Source organism: Nocardioides panzhihuensis (assembly GCF_013408335.1).
GTDB classification, from domain to species: domain Bacteria; phylum Actinomycetota; class Actinomycetes; order Propionibacteriales; family Nocardioidaceae; genus Nocardioides; species Nocardioides panzhihuensis.
Genome location: NZ_JACBZR010000001.1, coordinates 3,302,282 through 3,320,993, shown reverse-complemented (window position 1 = coordinate 3,320,993; position 18,712 = coordinate 3,302,282). Strand labels below are relative to the sequence as shown.

At 69.2% G+C, this 18,712-nt stretch carries 15 protein-coding genes; 10 read left to right on the top strand and 5 right to left on the bottom strand.

Annotation, left to right across the window (positions count from 1 at the left end; all coding sequences use genetic code 11):
• The first annotated feature begins 46 nt into the window (after nucleotides 1-46).
• Genes BJ988_RS15750 through BJ988_RS15730 form a run of 5 tightly spaced genes read left to right on the top strand, consistent with a single transcriptional unit; the run spans nucleotide 47 to nucleotide 7,635 of the window.
• Nucleotides 47-1,498 carry a pyridoxal phosphate-dependent decarboxylase family protein gene (locus BJ988_RS15750; RefSeq protein ID WP_343051635.1) on the top strand — a complete coding sequence of 484 codons (1,452 nt, stop codon included), beginning with the start codon at nucleotides 47-49 and terminating at the stop codon, nucleotides 1,496-1,498.
• The gene (locus tag BJ988_RS15745; RefSeq protein ID WP_179658825.1) at nucleotides 1,495-2,886 is read left to right on the top strand and encodes a lysine N(6)-hydroxylase/L-ornithine N(5)-oxygenase family protein; all 1,392 of its coding nucleotides are present in this window, start codon (nucleotides 1,495-1,497) and stop codon (nucleotides 2,884-2,886) included. The genes BJ988_RS15750 and BJ988_RS15745 overlap by 4 nt, the downstream gene beginning before the upstream one ends.
• Nucleotides 2,883-5,135, top strand: coding sequence for a GNAT family N-acetyltransferase (locus tag BJ988_RS15740; protein ID WP_179658824.1), 2,253 nt, complete (start codon nucleotides 2,883-2,885; stop codon nucleotides 5,133-5,135). The genes BJ988_RS15745 and BJ988_RS15740 overlap by 4 nt, the downstream gene beginning before the upstream one ends.
• Nucleotides 5,132-7,132, top strand: a complete 2,001-nt coding sequence (locus BJ988_RS15735; RefSeq protein ID WP_179658823.1) for a penicillin acylase family protein — start codon at nucleotides 5,132-5,134, stop codon at nucleotides 7,130-7,132. Before BJ988_RS15740 ends, BJ988_RS15735 begins: the two co-directional genes overlap by 4 nt.
• Nucleotides 7,123-7,635 (top strand): GNAT family N-acetyltransferase, encoded by a 513-nt coding sequence (locus BJ988_RS15730; RefSeq protein WP_179658822.1) that lies wholly within the window; start codon nucleotides 7,123-7,125, stop codon nucleotides 7,633-7,635. Before BJ988_RS15735 ends, BJ988_RS15730 begins: the two co-directional genes overlap by 10 nt.
• Nucleotide 7,636: 1 nt before the next feature.
• On the opposite strand, the gene BJ988_RS15725 is transcribed toward BJ988_RS15730, so the two are convergent.
• The 3 genes from BJ988_RS15725 to BJ988_RS15715 all read right to left on the bottom strand — a co-directional run bounded on the left by BJ988_RS15725 (nucleotide 7,637) and on the right by BJ988_RS15715 (nucleotide 10,326).
• Complete coding sequence (locus BJ988_RS15725) at nucleotides 7,637-7,972, bottom strand: DUF1048 domain-containing protein (protein ID WP_179658821.1); 336 nt, start codon at nucleotides 7,970-7,972, stop codon at nucleotides 7,637-7,639.
• Between the two features lie 122 nt (nucleotides 7,973-8,094).
• Entirely contained in the window at nucleotides 8,095-9,384 is a 1,290-nt protein-coding gene (locus BJ988_RS15720) for an HNH endonuclease (protein WP_179658820.1), read from the bottom strand.
• Between the two features lie 444 nt (nucleotides 9,385-9,828).
• Entirely contained in the window at nucleotides 9,829-10,326 is a 498-nt protein-coding gene (locus BJ988_RS15715; RefSeq protein WP_179658819.1) for a hypothetical protein, read from the bottom strand.
• A 95-nt stretch (nucleotides 10,327-10,421) separates the two neighbouring features.
• On the opposite strand from BJ988_RS15715, the gene BJ988_RS15710 reads away from it, so the two are divergent.
• The 4 genes from BJ988_RS15710 (at nucleotide 10,422) to BJ988_RS15695 (ending at nucleotide 16,612) form a co-directional block, all read left to right on the top strand.
• Complete coding sequence (locus BJ988_RS15710) at nucleotides 10,422-12,719, top strand: HAD-IB family phosphatase (RefSeq protein ID WP_343051634.1); 2,298 nt, start codon at nucleotides 10,422-10,424, stop codon at nucleotides 12,717-12,719.
• 29 nt (nucleotides 12,720-12,748) lie between these two features.
• Nucleotides 12,749-13,939 carry a zinc-dependent alcohol dehydrogenase gene (locus BJ988_RS15705; protein WP_179658818.1) on the top strand — a complete coding sequence of 397 codons (1,191 nt, stop codon included), beginning with the start codon at nucleotides 12,749-12,751 and terminating at the stop codon, nucleotides 13,937-13,939.
• A 26-nt stretch (nucleotides 13,940-13,965) separates the two neighbouring features.
• Nucleotides 13,966-15,546: an NPN-dependent hydroxyacid isomerase, LarAH14/15/16 family gene (larAH, locus tag BJ988_RS15700; protein ID WP_179658817.1), complete on the top strand. Its 1,581-nt coding sequence runs from the start codon at nucleotides 13,966-13,968 to the stop codon at nucleotides 15,544-15,546.
• A 133-nt stretch (nucleotides 15,547-15,679) separates the two neighbouring features.
• Nucleotides 15,680-16,612 carry a lysophospholipid acyltransferase family protein gene (locus BJ988_RS15695; protein ID WP_179658816.1) on the top strand — a complete coding sequence of 311 codons (933 nt, stop codon included), beginning with the start codon at nucleotides 15,680-15,682 and terminating at the stop codon, nucleotides 16,610-16,612.
• 26 nt (nucleotides 16,613-16,638) lie between these two features.
• Here BJ988_RS15695 and BJ988_RS15690 read toward each other — a convergent pair whose 3' ends face one another.
• Together BJ988_RS15690 and BJ988_RS15685 are read right to left on the bottom strand one after the other, a co-directional pair.
• Nucleotides 16,639-17,721 carry a baeRF2 domain-containing protein gene (locus BJ988_RS15690; protein WP_179658815.1) on the bottom strand — a complete coding sequence of 361 codons (1,083 nt, stop codon included), beginning with the start codon at nucleotides 17,719-17,721 and terminating at the stop codon, nucleotides 16,639-16,641.
• A gap of 44 nt (nucleotides 17,722-17,765) precedes the next feature.
• Entirely contained in the window at nucleotides 17,766-18,200 is a 435-nt protein-coding gene (locus BJ988_RS15685) for a hypothetical protein (protein ID WP_179658814.1), read from the bottom strand.
• Nucleotides 18,201-18,366: 166 nt separating this feature from the next.
• Between BJ988_RS15685 and BJ988_RS15680 the strand changes: the two genes are divergently transcribed.
• A complete protein-coding gene (locus BJ988_RS15680) occupies nucleotides 18,367-18,711 on the top strand; it encodes a hypothetical protein (protein ID WP_179658813.1) in 345 nt (114 codons plus the stop codon).
• Nucleotide 18,712: the final 1 nt, after the last annotated feature.

The following is an 18,712-nucleotide window of genomic DNA, read 5'->3' as shown; positions in this document are numbered from 1 at the left end:
TCACTTAGGCTTGCCTAACCTAATCACCCCGCGATGAAGGAGACCAGTGAGCGCACCGCACTTGGAGCATCTGTTCCACCCCGACAATGCTCGTGAGTACACCAGCGGCATCACCGAAGCGATCAGGCTTCTCGTGGACCAGCTCGCCACGCTCGAGGGCCCCACCACCGGTATCTCGCCCGAGCTGGCCGCCAAGCCCGTCGCCGAGGTCGATCTCGACGATCCGCTCCTGGACGGCGGCGCCGCGTTGGCCGAGGTCAGCCGGCTCTGGCTCGAGGACGCGGTCTGGTTCCACGACCCTTCCTATGCGGCTCACCTCAACTGCCCGGTCGTCATTCCCGCCCTCGTCGGTGAGCTTCTGATCGCGGCGGTCAACACCTCGATGGACACCTTCGACCAGTCGGTCGGCGGGACGTTCATGGAACGCCGTCTCATCGACTGGACCGCGGCCCGTGCAGGCTACCCCGAGGCGACCCGCGACGGCATCTTCACCAGCGGTGGCAGCCAGTCCAACCTGCAGGCGCTGCTCCTGGCCCGCGGTGAGGCGGAGCGCCGAGGCGTACCTCTGGACCGGCTGCGCTTCCTGACCTCCGAGGACAGCCACTTCTCCATCGCGAAGTCTGCCCGTCTGCTCGGTATGGGCGACGCGGCCGCGATCGCGATCCCGACCGACGCCGACCGCCGGATGGACGTCGTCGCTCTCCGGGCCGCACTCGACGACTGCGTCGTCGACGGTCTCGTCCCCGCGGCCGTCGTGGCCACCGCGGGCACCACCGACTTCGGGGTCATCGACCCGCTCCACGCGATCGCCGACGCCTGCCAGGACTTCAACGTCTGGTTCCACGTCGACGCGGCGTACGGCGGTGGGCTGCTCGCCTCGCCGAGGTATCGGCATCTGCTCGACGGCATCGAGAGGTCGAACTCGATCACGATCGACTACCACAAGACCTGGTTCCAGCCGGTCTCCTCCAGCGCCCTCCTGGTGCGTGACCTGGCCACGATGCAGCACGCTTCCTGGTATGCGGACTACCTCAACCCGCGGGAGTCGGAAAACCCCAACCAGGTCGACAAGTCGCTGCAGACCACCCGCCGCTTCGACGCACTCAAGCTGTGGCTGACGCTGCGCACGATGGGCGCCGACCAGATCGGCGCCTACCTCGAGTCCGTGATCGACCTGGCGCGCGAGGTCTACGACCTCCTCGGCGCGCAGCCCGACATCGAGGTCGTCGCGCCCTCCCAGCTCTCCACCGTCGTCTTCCGCTACCGCGATCCTCTCCTGGACGAGGAGGCACTCGGTGACCTCAACCGCCGGATCCGGGCCGAGATGTGGAGCGGCGGCCGGGGTGTCGTCGCCGCGACCAAGGTCGACGGTCGCCAGTTCCTCAAGCTCACGCTGCTCAATCCCAAGGCCTCCGTGCAGGACGTACTCGAGCTCATCGAGCAGGTGCGTGCGCTGGGTCTCTCTCTGGGCCGCGTCGTTCCGGAGGTCGCCCGATGAACGCACCCACGACTCCCGCAACTGTGTTCACAGTCTCTGGTGGATCGGCTCACGTCCACGACCTGATCGGCATCGGGCTCGGCCCGTTCAACCTAGGCCTGGCCGCGCTGGCCGACCCGATCAGCGAGCTCGACTGCCTCTTCCTCGAGGGCCGCGACCGGTTCGACTGGCACCCCGGCATGATGCTCGACGACGCCACCTTGCAGGTGCCGTTCATGGCAGACCTGGTGACGATGGCCGACCCGACCTCGCGCTTCAGCTTCCTCAACTTCCTCAAGCAGAACGGCCGGATCTACCCGTTCTACATCCGGGAGAGCTTCCTGCCCCATCGACGCGAGTACAACCAGTACTGCCAGTGGGTCGCCGAGCGGCTCGACTCGGTCCGGTTCGGGCAGCAGGTCACCTCTGTCGAGCACGACGGGGAGACGTACGTCGTCACCACCGCCACCGGCGAGAGGCATCTGACCAGGCGGCTGGTGCTCGGGACCGGCACGAGCCCGCGCGTCCCCGAGTGCGCCGCTACGGCGGTGGCGGGGGACGGGCCGGCCATCCACAGCGCGGAGTACCTGGCGCGCAAGGACGAGCTCGTCGACCGACGCAGCATCACGGTGGTCGGCAGCGGCCAGTCGGCCGCCGAGGTCTACCTCGACCTGCTGACCGACCAGCCCGACCACGACTACCAGCTGGCCTGGCTGACCCGCAGCCCGCGGTTCTTCTCGATGGAGTACACCAAGCTCACCCTCGAGCTGACCTCTCCGGAGTACTCCGCCTACTTCCAGGCGCTGCCCGCCGACAAGCGCGACCGGCTGCTGAAATCGCAGCAGAGCCTCTACAAGGGCATCTCGGGCGACACCATCGACGCGATCCACGAGGCGCTCTACACCCGCTCGGTCGGCCAGGGGGGTGGTGGCGTCGCCGGGACCACTCTGCTGACCAACACCGAGGTGCGCGGCGTGACCGGCACGGAGGATGGCTACCACCTTGCGCTGCGCCACGTGGAGCAGGAGGAGGACTACGAGATGGACACCGAGGCGCTCGTCCTCGCCACCGGCTATCGCGCCGGCATCCCGGCCTTCCTCGAGCCTGTCCGCGACCGGCTCCGCCTGGACGAGAATGGCCGCTACGCCGCCAGCTCGACCTTCTCCGTCGACCACACCGACCGCGAGATCTGGGTGCAGAACGGCGAGGAGCACACCCACGGCTTCGTCGCTCCCGACCTCGGCATGGGTGCCTACCGCAGCTCGGTGATCCTCGCCGCCATCCTCGGCCGGGAGCCGTACCCAGTCGAGAAGCGCGTCGCGTTCCAGGAGTTCGGCGTGCCTGACCGGTTCAAAATTCAGCCCGGCAAGATTCAGCCCAGCGAGCTCCAGACGGAGGAGAACCGATGAGGATCACGATCGAACCGCTCGAGATCGAGACCCACCTCGCGACCGTCCACTCGTGGGTGACGCACCCGCGCTCGGCGTACTGGATGATGCTGGACGCGTCGCTGGAGGACGTCGCCGGCGAGTACGCACGCATCGACCGGCACCCGCACCACGACGCCTGGCTCGGCCGGGTCGACGGCGTACCCGCGTTCCTGGTCGAGACCTACGACCCCGCCCGCAGCGAGCTCGGTGGCATCGCCGGGCTGCCCGATCTGGTCCCCGGCGACCTGGGCATGCACGTCCTCGTCGCACCGGCCTCCGGCGAGCCGACCTCAGGATTCACGACCCGGGTATTCCGAGCGGTCATGCGGCACTGCTTCGCCGATCCGGGGGTCCGCCGCGTGGTGGTCGAGCCGGACGTACGCAACGAGGCGATCCGCCGCAAGAACACCGAGGCCGGCTTCGTCGAGCTGCGCCAGATCAAGATCGGTGAGAAGACCGCGATGTTCTCGGTCTGCACCCGGGAGATGAACGCCGCCGCCCACCTGCGCCCGGAGAACCTGGGGGTCGCCCACAGGCATCTGGTCGCGAAGGCGATCGCGGAGTTCAGCCACGAGCGGCTGATCGCCCCGGTCGCCACCGATGAGGGCTGGGAGCTGAGCGGCCCGTCCTCGACGTACTCCTTCTCTGCGCGGCGCTTCCTGCTCGACCACTGGGTGGTGGACCCCGCCTCGATCGTGCGGCGGACGGGTGATGTCGAGGCCGAGGTCGACGCCCAGGCGTTCGTCGCCGAGTTCGCCCCGGAGCTGGGCATCCCCGAGAGGCTGCTGCCCACCTACCTGGAGGAGCTGGCGGCCACCATCGCCTCGTCCTGCTGGAAGCTCGAGCACCAGACGCTGACCGCCGCCGACCTGGTCGACGCCGACCACCAGAGCGTCGAGGGCGCGATGAGCGAGGGCCACCCCGCCTTCGTCGCCAACAACGGCCGGATCGGCTTCGACATCGACGACCACGCCCGCTGGGCGCCGGAGACGAGCAACGACCTGAGCCTGCTGTGGGTGGCCGTGTCGCGTGACCAGTCCCACCTGGCCCTCGGCCGTGGGCAGGACGAGCAGGAGCTCTACGAGGCCGAGCTCGGCGAGGCGACGCTGGCCCGGTTCGCGGCGAGGCTGCGGGGGCTCGGCCTCGACCCGGACGGGTTCCGCTATCTGCCCGTCCACCCGTGGCAGTGGCGACACAAGCTGGCGGTCACCTTCGCGGCCGACGTCGCCGCCCGCCGGCTGGTGCTGGTCGGCGACGGTGAGGACGTCCACCGCCCGCAGCAGTCGATCCGGACGTACTTCAACACCAGCCGGCCGGAGCGGCACTACGTCAAGACTGCGCTGTCGATCCAGAACATGGGGTTCATGCGGGGCCTCTCACCGGCGTACATGGCCGCGACCCCGGGCATCAACGACTGGGTCGCCGACCTGGTCGAGGGCGACGCGGAGCTGAAGGAGCGTGGCTTCGGGGTGCTGCGTGAGCTCGCCTCGATCGGCTGGACCGGCGACGTCTTCCACGCCCTGCCGAGCCCGTCGCCCCACCGGAAGATGATCGCCGCGCTGTGGCGGGAGTCGCCCGTGCCGCGGCTGGCCGAGGGCGAGCGGTGCGCGACGATGGCGGCGCTGCTCCATCGCGACGCCGCCGGCGGGTCGTACGCGGCCGAGCTGGTCCGTGCGTCCGGGGTGCCCGCCCGGGAGTGGGTGCGCAGCTACCTCGACGCCTACCTGCGCCCGCTGGTCCACTGCCTGCTGGCGTACGACCTCGCCTTCATGCCGCACGGCGAGAACCTGGTGATGGTGCTGCGCGATCACGTGCCGGTGCGGATGTTCATGAAGGACATCGGCGAGGAGGTGGCGGTGATGGGCGACCTGCCGCTGCCCGAGGAGGTCTCCCGGATCCGCGGGGAGTTCCCCGACGACGTCAAGGCGCTGGCCGTCCACACCGACATCTTCGACGGAGTGCTGCGCTACGTCGCCGCCATCCTCGATGATGAGGGCGTGCTGCCGGAGACCGAGTTCTGGGCCGAGGCGCGAGCCTGCATCGTCGACCATGCCACCGACCATCCGGAGCTGGCCGACGCGGTCGAGCGCTACGACTTCCTCCGCCCGCGGTTCCGTCACTCCTGCCTCAACCGGCTCCAGCTGCGCAACACGCTGCAGATGGTCGACATCACCGACCAGGCCGAGTCGCTCATGTTCGCGGGCACGCTGGCCAACCCGGTCGCATGAGCTCCTCGTCGAGCGGGCTCAGCCGTGACCAGTGGGGCATCCCGCACGTACGCGCTGCCTCGCTGACCGAGGTGGCCCGGCTGCAGGGCTGGGCCACCGCTCGGGACCGGACCTGGCAGCTGGAGATCGAGCGGCTGCGCGGGGAGGGTCGCACCGCCGAGCTGCTCGGTCCGGCCGGGCTGGAGTGGGACACCTTCGCCCGCCGCGCCCGGCTGGCGGAGGTGGCCCGGGAGGCGTTCGAGCGGCTCGACGAGGAGACACAGGGATTCCTGGCGGCGTACGTCGAGGGCGTCCGCTCCGGTCTGGAGGGGGCGACCTGCGCGGAGCTCGACGGGCCTGATGGGCTCGGCCCGGCACCGGGAACCTGGCAGCCGTGGACGCCGCTGGCGGTCTTCTGGGTGCAGCAGATCCTGTTCGGGTCGTTCCCCTCGAAGCTCTTCGGTGCCAGGGCGGCCCGGGTGCTGGGAGCCGACGCCGAGCTGTTCCGCACCGAGGGCCTGTCCGGAGGATCCAACGCGTACGCAGTGGGTGGCGGCCGCACCCTCTCCGGTCTGCCCTTGGTGGCCGGCGATCCGCACCGGGTCTTCGAGGCACCCAACGTCTACCTCCAGGTTCGGTTGGCGTGCACCGACCCCGACGACGCCTTCGACCTGGTCGGGATGACGTTCCCCGGAGTGCCCGGTGTCCAGCACTTCGCGCACGCCGGCCAGGTCGCGTGGGGGATCACCAACGCGATGGCGGACTACCAGGATCTCTACCGCGTCGATCTGCGCTCGAGCAGCGACGTGGTGCGGCGCAGCGTGGAGACGGTGCTCGTCCGCGACCAGGAGCCGGTCGAGGTCGAGGTGCTGGAGACCGACCGCGGACCGGTGGTCCTCGGCGGTCCCGACGAAGGCTGGGGTCAGGTGCTGCGTACGCCTGGCCACGAGCTCGGTGACCTCGGGTTCGGAGCGCTGCTGCCGCTGCTGCGGGCGCGCTCGGTCGCCGACGTGGAGGCCGCGGTGGCTCACTGGGTCGAACCGGTCAACAACTGGGTGATCGCCGACGTGGCCGGCGATGTCGTCCACACGGTCGGCGGCCGGGTGCCGCGGCGTGACGCGGCGGGGGAGTGGACCGGCTGGATCGACCCGCTGCCGCGGCGTACGGCTCCGGTCGACGGTGCCGTGGTGACGGCCAACGACCGGTGCATGCCGGAGTTCGACGTGCTCGCGACCGGCTTCGCGCCGCCCTTCCGGGCACATCGGATCGGCCGGCTGCTCGACGACGCCGGTCCGCTCGACGCGGAGCAGGCGGTGGCGGTGCTCGCCGACACCACCCAGACCGCGGGTGAGCAGCTGCTGGCGCTGGTCCCGGCCGACCTGCGGCCGCCGGCGCTTGCCGGGTGGGACGGTGCGATGGACGGCTCGGCAGGCGCCGCCTGGTACGCCGCGCTGCGTGCCGAGGTCGTCGACCGGATCTGTACGGCGCCGGTGCTCGCGCCACTGCGGGAGCCGTCGGAGCACGGGTCTCTCTACGAGCCCTGGTTCAGCCTGCCCGCCCGGGTGGCCGGCGCGCTGCACGTCATCCTGGCCGCTGAAACCCCGTTCGGGCTCGACCCGCGCGAGCTGGTCGCCGAGGCGGCGAAGACCGTGCTCGAAGCCGATCGCGAGGCGGCATCCTGGCCAGAGACGCACCGGTTCTGGCCGCTGCACGCGCTGGAGCAGTTCGAGCTCCCACATACCCGGACCGCGCCCGCAACGCCACTCCCAGGGGACACCGACACGGTTCGTTGCAACGCCTGGATCCCAGGCACGACCGTGACCGTCCGGGGCTCGGTGGCCCGCTACGCCTGGGACCTGGCCGACCGCGACAACAGCCGATGGGTCGTACCCCTCGGCGCCAGCGGATCCTCCGACAGCCCCCACCACACCGACCAGCACGATGCCTGGGCCCGCGGAGGCGCCGTGCGCGTCGTCACCGACTGGTCCCTGCTCACCGAGGAGAAGACATGGCTCTGACAACCCCAGTCCTGACCATCCGCGACCTGGCGCCTTCGGCCGACATCGACCTGCTGTGCAGCTGGCTGCAGGATGATCGGGCCCGATTCTGGGGCATGGTCGAGAAGCCGCGCGAGGAGATCGAGGAGATCTACACCTGGCTGCAGGAGCAGCCGCACCTCGCCGCGTACATCGTCGAGATCGACGGCGATCCGGTCGCCATGTTCCAGACCTGGGACCCCGAGGTCGACGAGCTCGGCACCTTCTACGACCGCCGCCCCGGCGACCTCGGTATTCATCTGTTCCTGGCCGACTCCCCGGCCCGGAAGGGCCAGACGAAGACCGTCATCGACTTCTTCTTCGAGACCGTCATCGCCAAGACCGGTGCCCGCCGGGTCGTCGTCGAGCCGGATGCCTCGAACGAAGCATCGATCGTCCGGCTCAACGACTACGGTTTCAAACTCGGCCCGGTGGTCCAGCTCCCGCACAAGGTCGCCCAGTACGCCTTCCTCGACCTTTCCTGACTCACGACAGCTTCCGGGCGACCTCGTTGAGGTTGGCGCGGAGCTTGTTGCGGTAGGTGTCCGGCTGCTCGGGCAGTCGGGCGTCGCAGAAGGCGGCCAGGTCGGTCCCGGTGACGTCGATGACCGGCCGTCCGGCGGCGGCCTCGCTCTCGAACAGGTCGAGGACGTCGCGAAGGATGGCCACGATGTCCATCCCGTCACCGGCGGTGAAGCGCCACATGTAGCTCTTCATCTCGCCGTAGACGGTCCGGTAGTCGGAGGGCAGCTGGGCGGCGCGGGCCTCCATGCGCTTCCATTCCTTCTTGTCGCCCACCAGGCGGCTCAGGAGGTTGTTCATGTCGTGCTCCTTTGATCGGTGTTCCCGTTCGGCGCCCGGTTTGGGGCCGTGGAAGAAGCGTGCAGCCCTGACGCAGGGTCAAGGTCAAGCACCGATCCGAAGAAAGTTCGACAGCGCGACTCTCAGGCCGCGACGTCGAGGAGTACGTCGCGCAGCATGAACTCTGCTCGGGACAGTGGTGGTGGGTCTGGTCGCCAGGTGTCGGGTGGTGGGCTCGTGTATGTGTGGCCAGTGGGTGTGATGGTGATGATGCTGCCGTCTGGTCCTGGTCTGGCCTGCCAACCGAGAGCTTCTTTCGCTTGATTGCACCGCTCGCAGAGACCTTGGAGATTTTCGGCACTCGTGCGGCCGCCGTCAGCGTGGCGTTCGACGTGGTCGACGTTGCGGATCGGGGCGTCGCAGCCGTTGGTGCGGCAGATCCCGCCGTCGCGGGTGGCGATGAACTCGGCCAGGCCGTCGGGGGCTTTGCGGGAGCGGGACTCCATCGCGACCAGCTGCCCGGCCGGGTCGGTGAACAGACGCCGCACGAACACCTCGGCGTCAGCGAGCGCTTCACGGGCCCACACGGCAGGAACGGGACCGTAGCCCTCGACCATGGCCGGCTGATCGGTGTCGTTGGCGAGGGCGTCGGCGGTCATCACGATCTTGACCTCGATCCGAGGCTTCACCTCGGTGCCGGTGCGGCCGGTGACTCGGTTCACGAGGGTGTCGGCCATGACCTGACCCCTCGTTCGTTCATCGCCAGCAGCCTGCGCGGCCTTGGCTGCCTGGTCCAACGCCGCGTAGACGGCAACACCGTCCTTGACCGGCAACAGGGCACCGAGCCAGGTCATCGTGTCCGGTGCCGGCCGCACGCTGACCCGACGGTCCTTCTCTGCGTTTGCGGCACGGTTGACGACGGATTCTTGGTCGAGGGTGATCGCGAGCTTCTTGGCCGCGTTCTCGAGTTGCCGCAGCCCCATGGTCACGACCTTCGGAACTTCACGGTCTTGACTGAAAGCACAGAGTTCGTAGTCGATGACCCGGCGGTCCTCCATCGAGAGGCAGGCGGTTTCGCGGGCGAGGATCGTGGCCTGCCACTGCGAGAACAGGCCTGCTTTCATCAACCCGAAGGTGTGGGGCATCTCCGCGAGAAGGATCTTCGCCAGCCCGAGCAGTGTGGCGCCCTTGGCCGGTGAGACTCGTCGCGCGAGCGCGATCTGGGAGGCGACGCCTTCGCCGAGCTTGCGGGCAGGGACTCCAGCCTCGGCCTGCCGGGCGCGGGTGGCTTCCTCGAGGCGTACGGCTGCTTCTGCCTGCACCGCCTCAGCGACGCACTTGATCTCTTCGAGCCGGGCGATCCAGTCGACTAGCTCACCCTCGGACGCACCCAGGGGCGGCCCGGTGAGGAGCTGGTCGACGGTCTCGTTCATACGCCTCATTATATGTGAATGAGTCGCCCGTGGCTACCTGTTTGTGCTGGTCAGACCTGATTTATGCAGTCAGCGAACAAGCATGATGAACCCCGCGCCACACCCTCGCCGCCGCCCCGATATAGGCGAAATCTTTCTCGATCAGGTGTCGAGTCAAGGATGGCCGAAGGCCACCGCGAAGCGGCGGGCGAAGCCCGTCCTTGACGCGGCGGCTGATCGAGAAACACTCGAGAAAGGGTCGGCGGCGAACACCGAAACGAAGAAACAGTCGCCAAGCGAGGTTTCCCCGACGCGAACCGTGTTGGTCTCGACACGCCTCCGCCTAGCGGCTCCGGCGGCTCGACCAGCGGGAGACAGGTCTCGACAAGCTCGACCAGCGGGAGACAGGTCTCGACAAGCTCGACCAGCGGGAGACAGGTCTCGACAAGCTCGACCACCGCCCCCCTACGAGCCAGCAACCATCTCCACAAGCCGCCCCATAGCCTGAAGCTCAGCATCATCAACACCCTCGTCCGGCACGATGACAAGCGACCAGAGCCGACTACCGACGGCGACGTTGCCGACAACGAGGTCGCCGTCATCGTGCGACTCGATGCACACAAAAGCGCGCTCGCCGATGTCTACAGGCGAAGGAGAAGCGATGCAGTCCTCCCGACTAGCGGAGAGCCCGGCCCCGACGGAGGTGTCGACGAGCGTGGTCACGAAGATGGCGCCCCGGTCGCTGGTATAGGTGCAGACGTCTTCGTCGGCGGTATGCGACCAGGTACCAGGAATGGCGCTGGCGACCTGGCCAGGCTCGAAGAGGCAGGGACCGCCGGCCGTCGCTGGCGAGGAGGTCGCCGGACTCGGCCCGGGGCTGCTGGTGGTAGGCGCCCCGGAGCCGCAGCCCGTAAGAGCGGTCGCGGAGAGGACGGCTGCGATCCTGAGCAGCTTCCTCGACACGTATGTCTCCTCGGGTTTCGGTGTTCCTGCAGTTTCTCAGGTCCAGCCCGGAAAAGGAGTCCCGGGGGTTGGCTCGAGCGGGCACAATCACATCCGTGACCTCGGACCTATTGCAGGGAACCAGCCAGGATGACGCTCGGGCCTCCATCCAGGAGCGGCTCGCGGGGCAGCATGTGCTGCTGACGGGAGTGACCGGGTTCGTCGGCGAAGCGCTGCTGCACCTGCTGCTGACCGAGGTGCCAGACGCACGTCTCAGCGTTCTCGTCCGGCCCAAGGGGTCGATCTCGGGAACCGAGCGGATCGCGAAGATGCTGGCCAAGCCGATCTTCGAGAGCGTCGCGGACGCGGAGGTGAACGTCGTCGAGGGCGATCTCTCCGATCCGCCCGCGCTCCCCGACGATCTGGATGCCGTGGTGCACTCGGCGGGCGATGTCTCCTTCGATCCGCCGGTCGACGAAGGGTTCGTCACCAACGTCGTCGGTGTCCGTGAGCTGCTCAGGCGGATCGAGGAGACCGGACGCGACATCCACTATCTGCACGTCTCCACCGCCTACGTCTCCGGCCGTCGCCGCGGGGCCATCCCGGAGGGCCCGGTCGAGCATTCCGTCGACGTCGAGGCTGAGCTCGCCTGGGGCGTGGCGCAGCGCGCCGCGGTCGAGGACCGCTCGCGCAGCGTCGAGGTGATCTCCAAGCTGCGCAAGCAGGCCGAGCGCGAGCACGGTCGCGCGGGCATGATGACGGCCGCCGCTGCCGCCGAGGAGGCGCGCAAGCGGTGGGTGAAGAAAGAGCTCGTACGCCTCGGCGCGGAGCGGGCTCGCTCGCTGGGCTGGACCGACTGCTACACCTTCACCAAGGCGCTGGGGGAGCGGGTGGTCGAGGGCTATGCCGCGACCGGGCGGCGCGCGACGATCTACCGTCCGGCGATCATCGAGTCGGCGCTCGCGCGTCCCTATCCGGGCTGGATCGAGGGCTTCAAGATGGCCGAGCCGCTGATCCTCGCCTATGGGCGCGGTGAGCTTCCGCTCTTCCCCGCCGCCGCGGACACGACGGCCGACATCGTGCCGGTCGACCATGTCGTCGCCTCGATCGTGGCGTGCCTGGCCCACCCGCCGGAGCAGGGCGAGCCGGCGTACTTCCATCTCGCCTCCGGCGACCGGAACCCGTTGACCTTCGGGATGCTCTACGAGAGCGTGCGCTCCTACTTCGAGAAGGAGCCGTTCGCAGCGGGGGACCGGGGTGCGGCCAGGCTGCCGGAGTGGACCTTCCAGGGCGGGGCATCGGTCGAGCGGCTGATGGCCACCGGGGAGAAGGTGCACAAGGTCGCCGACACGCTCCTCGGGCTGGCGCCGCGCAGCGACCGGACCCGGGGGTGGGCGCGCGACCTGGACCGGCAGGGGCGGCGGTTGCAGTTCCTCCGGCGCTACCTGGACCTCTACAAGGAGTACGCCCAGGCCGACCTGCGCTTCGTCGACACCAACACGCTCTCGCTCTACCGGTCGCTGTCGCCGGCCGACCAGGAGACGTTCGCCTTCGACACCGCCGTCATCGACTGGCACGCCTATCTCCATGACATCCACGTGCCCTCGGTCACCAAGCCGGTCCGTGAGCTCGACGAGCTGCGCAAGCTTCGGAAGAGGCCGGTCGCCGGCGCGCTGCCGAAGGTCTCGAAAGCCTCGCCCGAGGAGGGCCGTGTCGCCGCCTTCTTCGACCTCGACGGCACGCTGATGTCCTCCAACGTGATCGAGACCTACCTGTGGCTCCGGCTCGGTGAGCTCTCGGGCACGGCCAAGGCGGCGGAGATCGCACGCGTGGCCGGCAAGGTGCCCAAGTACGTGTGGACGGACCGGACCGAGCGGAGCTCGCTGCTGCGTACGGTCTACCGGGAGTACGCCGGCGCGGGCCTCTCCGACCTGGACGAGATCGTCGACGAGCACCTGACCACGCACATCCTCGGACGACTGGCGCCGGACGCGGTCCGGCGGATCCGGAAGCACCGCGCCGCGGGGCACGTGACGGTGCTGGTCACCGGCGCGATCCGGCCGCTGACCAGGCCGTTGCGCCCGCTGTTCGACCACATCGAGGCGGCCGACCTGGCCGTCGACGACCGCGGGTTCTGCAACGGTCACCTGGCCGCCTCGCCGCTGGTCGGTGAGTCCCGCGGTGCGTTCGTCCGCGAGTGGTCCCGTCGCGAGGGCATCTCGCCCGCCGACTCCTTCGCCTACGCCGACTCCCACTCCGACCTCCCGCTGCTCGCGGCGGTCGGCCACCCGGTCGCTGTCCGGCCCGACGTACCGCTCTTCCGGCACGCCAAGAGGTCGCACTGGGCGATCGTCGACTGGGAGTCCCCGGGACACGCGAGCCGTACGCTCGACCCGGCCGCGCTGAACCGTTGAGATCGACGAGACCGATGAGGAGGGCCTGAATGCTCGCGCTCGAGATGTACCGCAGCGTTGCCAAGACGGCGCTGGGGAAGGTCGCCGGCGGACGGATGCCGCTGTTGCTGACCGGCGCCGCGGCGCCGCTGCGGATGGTGACGCTCGAAGCACCGAGGATCGAGCACGACGGGTGGGCCCGACTGCGGGTCTCGCTCTCGGGCATCTGCGGGTCCGACCTGGGGATGCTGTCGGGGCGGACGAGCCTCTACTTCCAGCCGCTGGTGAGCCTGCCGTTCGTACCCGGCCACGAGATCGTGGGCGAGCTGATCGACCCCTGTGGCGACCTGGAGGCGGGGACGCGGGTCGTGATCGACCCGGTCCTGACCTGCGCTGCGCGCGGGCTGGAGGCGTGCGAGGCGTGTGCACGAGGCGAGACCAACCGGTGCTCCCGGATCACCGTCGGTGACATCTCCTCCGGACTGCAGACCGGGTTCTGCCACGACACCGGTGGCGGCTGGTCGCAGCAGCTCTCGGTGCACCGCTCCCAGCTCCACGTCGTGCCGGAGGGCTACTCCGACGAGCAGGCGCTGCTCGCCGAGCCGGTCGCCTGCGCGGTCCACACAGCACGACGAGCCGCGGTCAGACCAGGCGATCGGGTGCTCGTCTCGGGCGCCGGTGCGGTCGGGCTGCTGGCCACGCTCGCGCTGCGCGAGCTCACCGACGCCGGCGAGATCGTGGTCGTCGCCAAGCACGCCCACCAGCGGGAGCTGGCGCTGCAGTTCGGCGCCACCGAGGTGGTCGCGCCATCGGAGACGCTGCGCAGGATCAGGCGCGCGACCAGCGCTTTCATGATCGAGCCGGAGATGATGGCGGCGCCCTACCTGCTCGGCGGTGTCGACGTGACCGTCGACGCGGTCGGCTCGAAGGAGTCGCTGCAGACCTGCCTGCACGCCACCCGCGCCGGTGGCCGCGTGGTGCTCTCCGGGATGCCCGCCTCGGCCGACCTGTCCGCAGCCTGGTTCCGGGAGCTCGAGGTGGTCGGGACCTACGCTTCCTCCCGTGGGTCCGGCGACTTCGCGACCGCGCTCGACCTGGTCGGTCACGACGCCATGTGCCGCCTGGCCAAGACCGTCGCGCCCTACCCGCTCCACCGCTGGCGTGAGGCTCTCGACCATGCCCACTCAGCCGGTCGGCTCGGCACCGTCAAGGTGGCGTTCGACCCCCGCCAGACCAATTGATCCCGTCGTCCAAAGGAGATTCATCGATGACACGACCAGGTTTCGTGCTGGAGGTCGACGACCGTACGCCGCCCCTGCTCGTCCACGAGGGGCTCGGGTTCCGGCTCGAGGAGTTCCCCCAGGGCACCCGGGTGATCTATCCGCCCGAGTCGTTGCCGACGGTGCCGGACGTCGAGGAGGCGATCCGGGAGTCGCTTGAGAACCCGGTCGACTCCGAGCCGCTGCGCGAGCTGATGTTCCCGGGGATGCGGCTCACGATCGCCTTCGACGACCTCTCCCTGCCGTTGCCCACCATGAAGGCCCCCGACATCCGGGGCAGGATCATCGAGCAGGTGCTCACGATCGCCGCGGAGAAGGGTGTCGACGACGTCGAGATCGTCGCCGCGCTCGCCCTGCACCGCCGGATGACCGACGCCGAGATGAGGCACATCGTCGGCGAGCGCGTCTTCCGCAGCTTCGCGCCGTCGGGGAGGCTCTACAACCACGACGCCGAGGACCGCGCCAACCTCGAGCACATGGGACAGACCGAGAAGGGCGAGGACGTCGAGATCAACAAGCGGGCGGCCACCTCCGACCTGCTGGTCTACGTCAACGTCAACCTCGTCGCCATGGACGGCGGCCACAAGTCGGTCGGCATCGGGCTGGCGTCCTACAAGTCGATCAAGCACCACCACAACGCCAAGACGATGGTGCACTCGCGCTCGTTCATGGACCACAAGCACTCCGAGATGCACTCCTCCGCCTGGCGGATGGGCCGGTTGATCGGCGAGCACGTCAAGGTCTTCCAGATCGAGACGACGCTCGACAACGAGGTCTTCGGGAAGCCGTACGACACGCTGCTCAAGCGCGAGTGGGAGTGGTCGTTGCGCGACCAGGCCACGGTGCTCGGCCTGCGCCGCGGGCTGGCGGTCGCACCGCAGAAGATGCGTCACAAGATGTTCCACGACCTGCGGTCCAACTATGGGCTGACCGGGATCACCGCCGGGGCCGTCGAGCCGGTGCACGAGCTGACCGTGCAGCGCGTCCATCAGCAGCAGCGGGTCAAGGTCGATGGGCAGTCCGACGTGATGGTGATGGGGGTGCCCTACCTGGGCCCCTACAACGTCAACTCGACCATGAACCCGATCCTGGCCGCGTGCATGGGGCTGGGCTACTACTTCAACTCCTACCTGCGGCAGCCGGTCGTGCGTGAGGGTGGCGTCGCGATCCTCTACCACCCGCTCGACGAGGGCTTCAACACTCTCACCCACCCCTCCTACGTGGACTTCTACGAGGAGGTCCTGGCCGACACGAACGACCCGGCGCTGATCGGGCCGAAGTTCGAGGAGCAGTTCGCCACCGACCCCTGGTACGTCCACCTCTACCGCACCTCGAACGCCTACCACGGGGTCCACCCGTTCTACATGTGGTACTGGATCGCCCACGCCCTCGACCACCTCGGTGACGTGATCTGGGTCGGCGGGAACCCGAAGGCTGCCGCGCGGATGGGCTTCCGGTCGGCGACCACCTTGCGCGACGCGCTGGAGATGGCTTCCTCGACCGTCGGATCGTCCCCGTCCATCACCTATCTCCGCAACCCTCCGCATCTTCTGGCGGACGTGCGATGAGTGCCGTACGTCGGACGAGCGTCATCGTCGAGACCAACACGGTCGATTCGAGCGCGGAGGGGACTGTGTTGGTTTCGACACGCCTCCGCCTAGCGGCTCCGGCGGCTCAACCGGCGGGGGCGGGGAGGTCCGCATGAGCAGCTTCTGGAAGGACACTGCCCGCGACGTACGCCTCATGAAACGGGGCTGGCGGTGGGGCCACCGGGCGCAGGTGCCGCGCTCGGCGGAGCCGTTCGTGCCACCGGCGACGACGACCGTGTTCGACAACGAATGGTCGCGCCGGCCGGCAGCGCGAGCGGTACGGGAGGTGGCCCAGACCGGGCTCGAGGCGGTCTTCCGGTCGCAGGTGAAGACCCAGGTCGAGGGGCTCGACGTGCTCGAGCGGCTCGACGGGCCGGTGATCTTCGTGGCCAACCACGCGTCCCACCTCGACACCCCGCTGATCCTGCTGAGCCTCCCCGACGAGTGGCGGCGGCGTACGGCCGTGGCGGCCGCGGCGGACTACTTCTTCGACACCTGGTGGCGGGCGGTGGGCTCCTCGCTGGTGTTCAACACGCTCCCGATCGACCGTCGTGGCGGTGCGCTGTCGACCCAGCCGGGCGAGGTGCTCGCCGAGGGCTGGTCGCTGGTGGTCTTCCCCGAGGGCACCCGCTCCAAGGACGGCACCGTGGGTCGGTTCCGGTCCGGCGCTGCCTATCTGGCCACCGAGTACGGCGTCCCCGTCGTCCCGATCGCCCACCGGGGCACCTATGCGGCGATGCCACGCGGGGTGAATTGGCCCGGCAAGGACAGATCCGGTGGCCGCCGCCAGCTGACCGTACGCTTCGGGGAACCGCTCCACCCCGCCGCGGGCGAGTCGGTGCGCGAGTTCGCGCCTCGGATCCGGTCGGCGGTCTCGCGGCTGCTCGACGAGGACGCCACCGACTGGTACGCCTCGATGCGCCGCGCCGCCGAGGACCGCACCCCCGACCCGGCGGGCGAGGAGATCGCCGAGTGGCGCAAGGTCTGGGCGGCGACCGAGTCTCCCGACCCCGAGCCGGACAAGATCAGAGCCTGGCGCCGCTGAGCGCGAGCCGCTGAGCTGGAGCCGGCTCAGGCCCAGCGCAGCAGCGCGGCCACCGGAGCGTCGCCGAGCACGCTGGCGGGCAGGACGCAGACCTGCGCGTCGGTGAGGACCGCGGCGGCGACGAGCGCCTCGCCGGCCTCGACCGGGCCGGAGACCGGAGCCTCGCCGAAGGTGAGGCCCGGGTGGTCCGCCGGGTCGAGCGTGCGGCCGGCCAGCGCGTCGGGGTCGATCAGCAGGGTCTCGACGCGGCCGGTGACGAAGGCGTCGGCGACGTCGCGGACGCCGGTGGCTGCGCGATCACCCCTGCCCCAGGCCTCCTCGAGGCGCCGGACGAGCGCGGTGCGTTGGCGTACGACACGGTCCATGAGCGCGCTGCGGATCGCGTCGTGAAGGGCCTCTTCGCCGCCGTCGGCGGCACGCTGCCCGCTCTCCAGCTCGACCACCTCGACGGGTTGGTCGGCGAGGACGTCCCGCAGCCTGCTCACCGAGTGCGGGTCTCCGCCGACGAGCACGAGGTCGTGGCCGTGGTCGCGGACCAGCCTGGTCACCTCTTCGGCCACCTTGTCGGCGTTGTGGCGCCAGACGTTGTCGGTGGTCTGCTGCATGCGGTAAGCCGCCCACCCGACGTCGTCCTGCACCTTCTGCACGTGCTCGAGCTCGTCGCCCTCGACGGTGGTCGTGCTCGTCGGCCGAGGCAGGCCCGAGTCCCACAGCGAGATCTCGCCGCCCGCGTGGTCGACCAGGACCAGCACGAACGACACCGAGGAGTCGCGAGCGGCGATCCAGGAGCCGAGGTCGGGCAGCGGGTCCCACGTCGCGACCTGGTTCGGCACCTCGGCGACGGCGACCTGGTCGTAGGCGACCCCTTCAGGCGTCGCGACGACGACGCGTGCCGCGGGTGCAGGCAGGCGTACGTTGGCCGCCAGCCGGTCGGAGACCTCGGCCACGACGTCCGGTGGCGCACCCTGCGCGGAGAGCTCCTCGCAGGCGGCGCGCACGCGCAGCTCCTTGGCATGGGCCGCGTTGTCCGAGTCCTGGCTGACATCGGCCAGGACAGTCGCGTACGGCCCGGGGCGGGTCAACAGGTTGGTGAATCCAGCGGTGTCCATACCTGAGTGGTACCCACCACAGGCCGACGTCACACGGGCCGATCTCAGCCGCCTGCGCAGGTCACCTCGGTCACCCGCCACTCCTCGTCCTTGCCCTTGCCGGAGCGGGTGACCTCGAGGGTGAAGACCGACTGACCGCCGTCGGGAGTCAGCTTCACGACGGCCCCGGGCTCGGCGAGGTCGGTCGAGGTGATGCGTACCTTCTCCAGGTGGCCGCGCGCATCGGCGGTCTTCTCGGTGGGCGGGGTCTGGACCGAGGGACAGGCTTGCGCCCACTGCGTCACCAGCTCCGGCTTCGCCTCGACCGTGGTCCAGCTCGTGGTCCGCGCGAACCGGCTGGCGGCCGTCTCGGCCTGCTCGGTGGCGTGCTCGCGGAAACGTGAGCGCGAGTAGCCGTATCCGGCGACCGAGATCAGCACACCGACCAGCACCAGCACGCCGACCTTGAGCGCGATCTCGCGCCTCTCGCTGCTTTGCACGGGACGTTCCTACCACCGCCGGCCTCAGGACCCGAACCGGCTCGCGGATGAGAGAGCTCTCATGGTCGTCTCACGGTCACCTCACCGCGGGTCGAGATGGTTCTTCCATGGCGCCGGGAACACCCGGGGCAGAACCTGAGAGGGACGAATGATGAAGAAGCTTCCGATGATCCTCGGTACCGGCCTGGTGGGCGTGGTCGCGGCTGGTGTGTTCAGCTACCAGAGCGCTGCCGCTGCCGATGACGACGGCTATGCCAAGCGTGAGGAGAAGTCCAACACGCAGGTGACCACCGTCGACGATGACGACGACAACGACGCCGACGACGTCACCCGCGACGGTGTCGATGACGACGCGACCAACGGGACCGGCGTGACCAAGGCGACCAAGGACAACACCCGCGACAACACCCGCGACGACCAGACCAAGGACAACACCAAGAACGACGTCACCAAGGACAACACCAAGGACAACACCAAGAACGACAAGACCAACGACAAGACCGAGGACTGAG

Coding starts and splice junctions, on each gene's coding strand:
- BJ988_RS15740 (WP_179658824.1), top strand. CDS start 2,883: ATGAGGATCACGATCGAACCGCTCGAGATCGAGACCCACCTCGCGACC.
- BJ988_RS15745 (WP_179658825.1), top strand. CDS start 1,495: ATGAACGCACCCACGACTCCCGCAACTGTGTTCACAGTCTCTGGTGGA.
- larAH (WP_179658817.1), top strand. CDS start 13,966: ATGACACGACCAGGTTTCGTGCTGGAGGTCGACGACCGTACGCCGCCC.
- BJ988_RS15735 (WP_179658823.1), top strand. CDS start 5,132: ATGAGCTCCTCGTCGAGCGGGCTCAGCCGTGACCAGTGGGGCATCCCG.
- BJ988_RS15690 (WP_179658815.1), bottom strand. CDS start 17,721: ATGGACACCGCTGGATTCACCAACCTGTTGACCCGCCCCGGGCCGTAC.
- BJ988_RS15695 (WP_179658816.1), top strand. CDS start 15,680: ATGAGCAGCTTCTGGAAGGACACTGCCCGCGACGTACGCCTCATGAAA.
- BJ988_RS15680 (WP_179658813.1), top strand. CDS start 18,367: ATGATCCTCGGTACCGGCCTGGTGGGCGTGGTCGCGGCTGGTGTGTTC.
- BJ988_RS15720 (WP_179658820.1), bottom strand. CDS start 9,384: ATGAACGAGACCGTCGACCAGCTCCTCACCGGGCCGCCCCTGGGTGCG.
- BJ988_RS15725 (WP_179658821.1), bottom strand. CDS start 7,972: ATGAACAACCTCCTGAGCCGCCTGGTGGGCGACAAGAAGGAATGGAAG.
- BJ988_RS15705 (WP_179658818.1), top strand. CDS start 12,749: ATGCTCGCGCTCGAGATGTACCGCAGCGTTGCCAAGACGGCGCTGGGG.
- BJ988_RS15730 (WP_179658822.1), top strand. CDS start 7,123: ATGGCTCTGACAACCCCAGTCCTGACCATCCGCGACCTGGCGCCTTCG.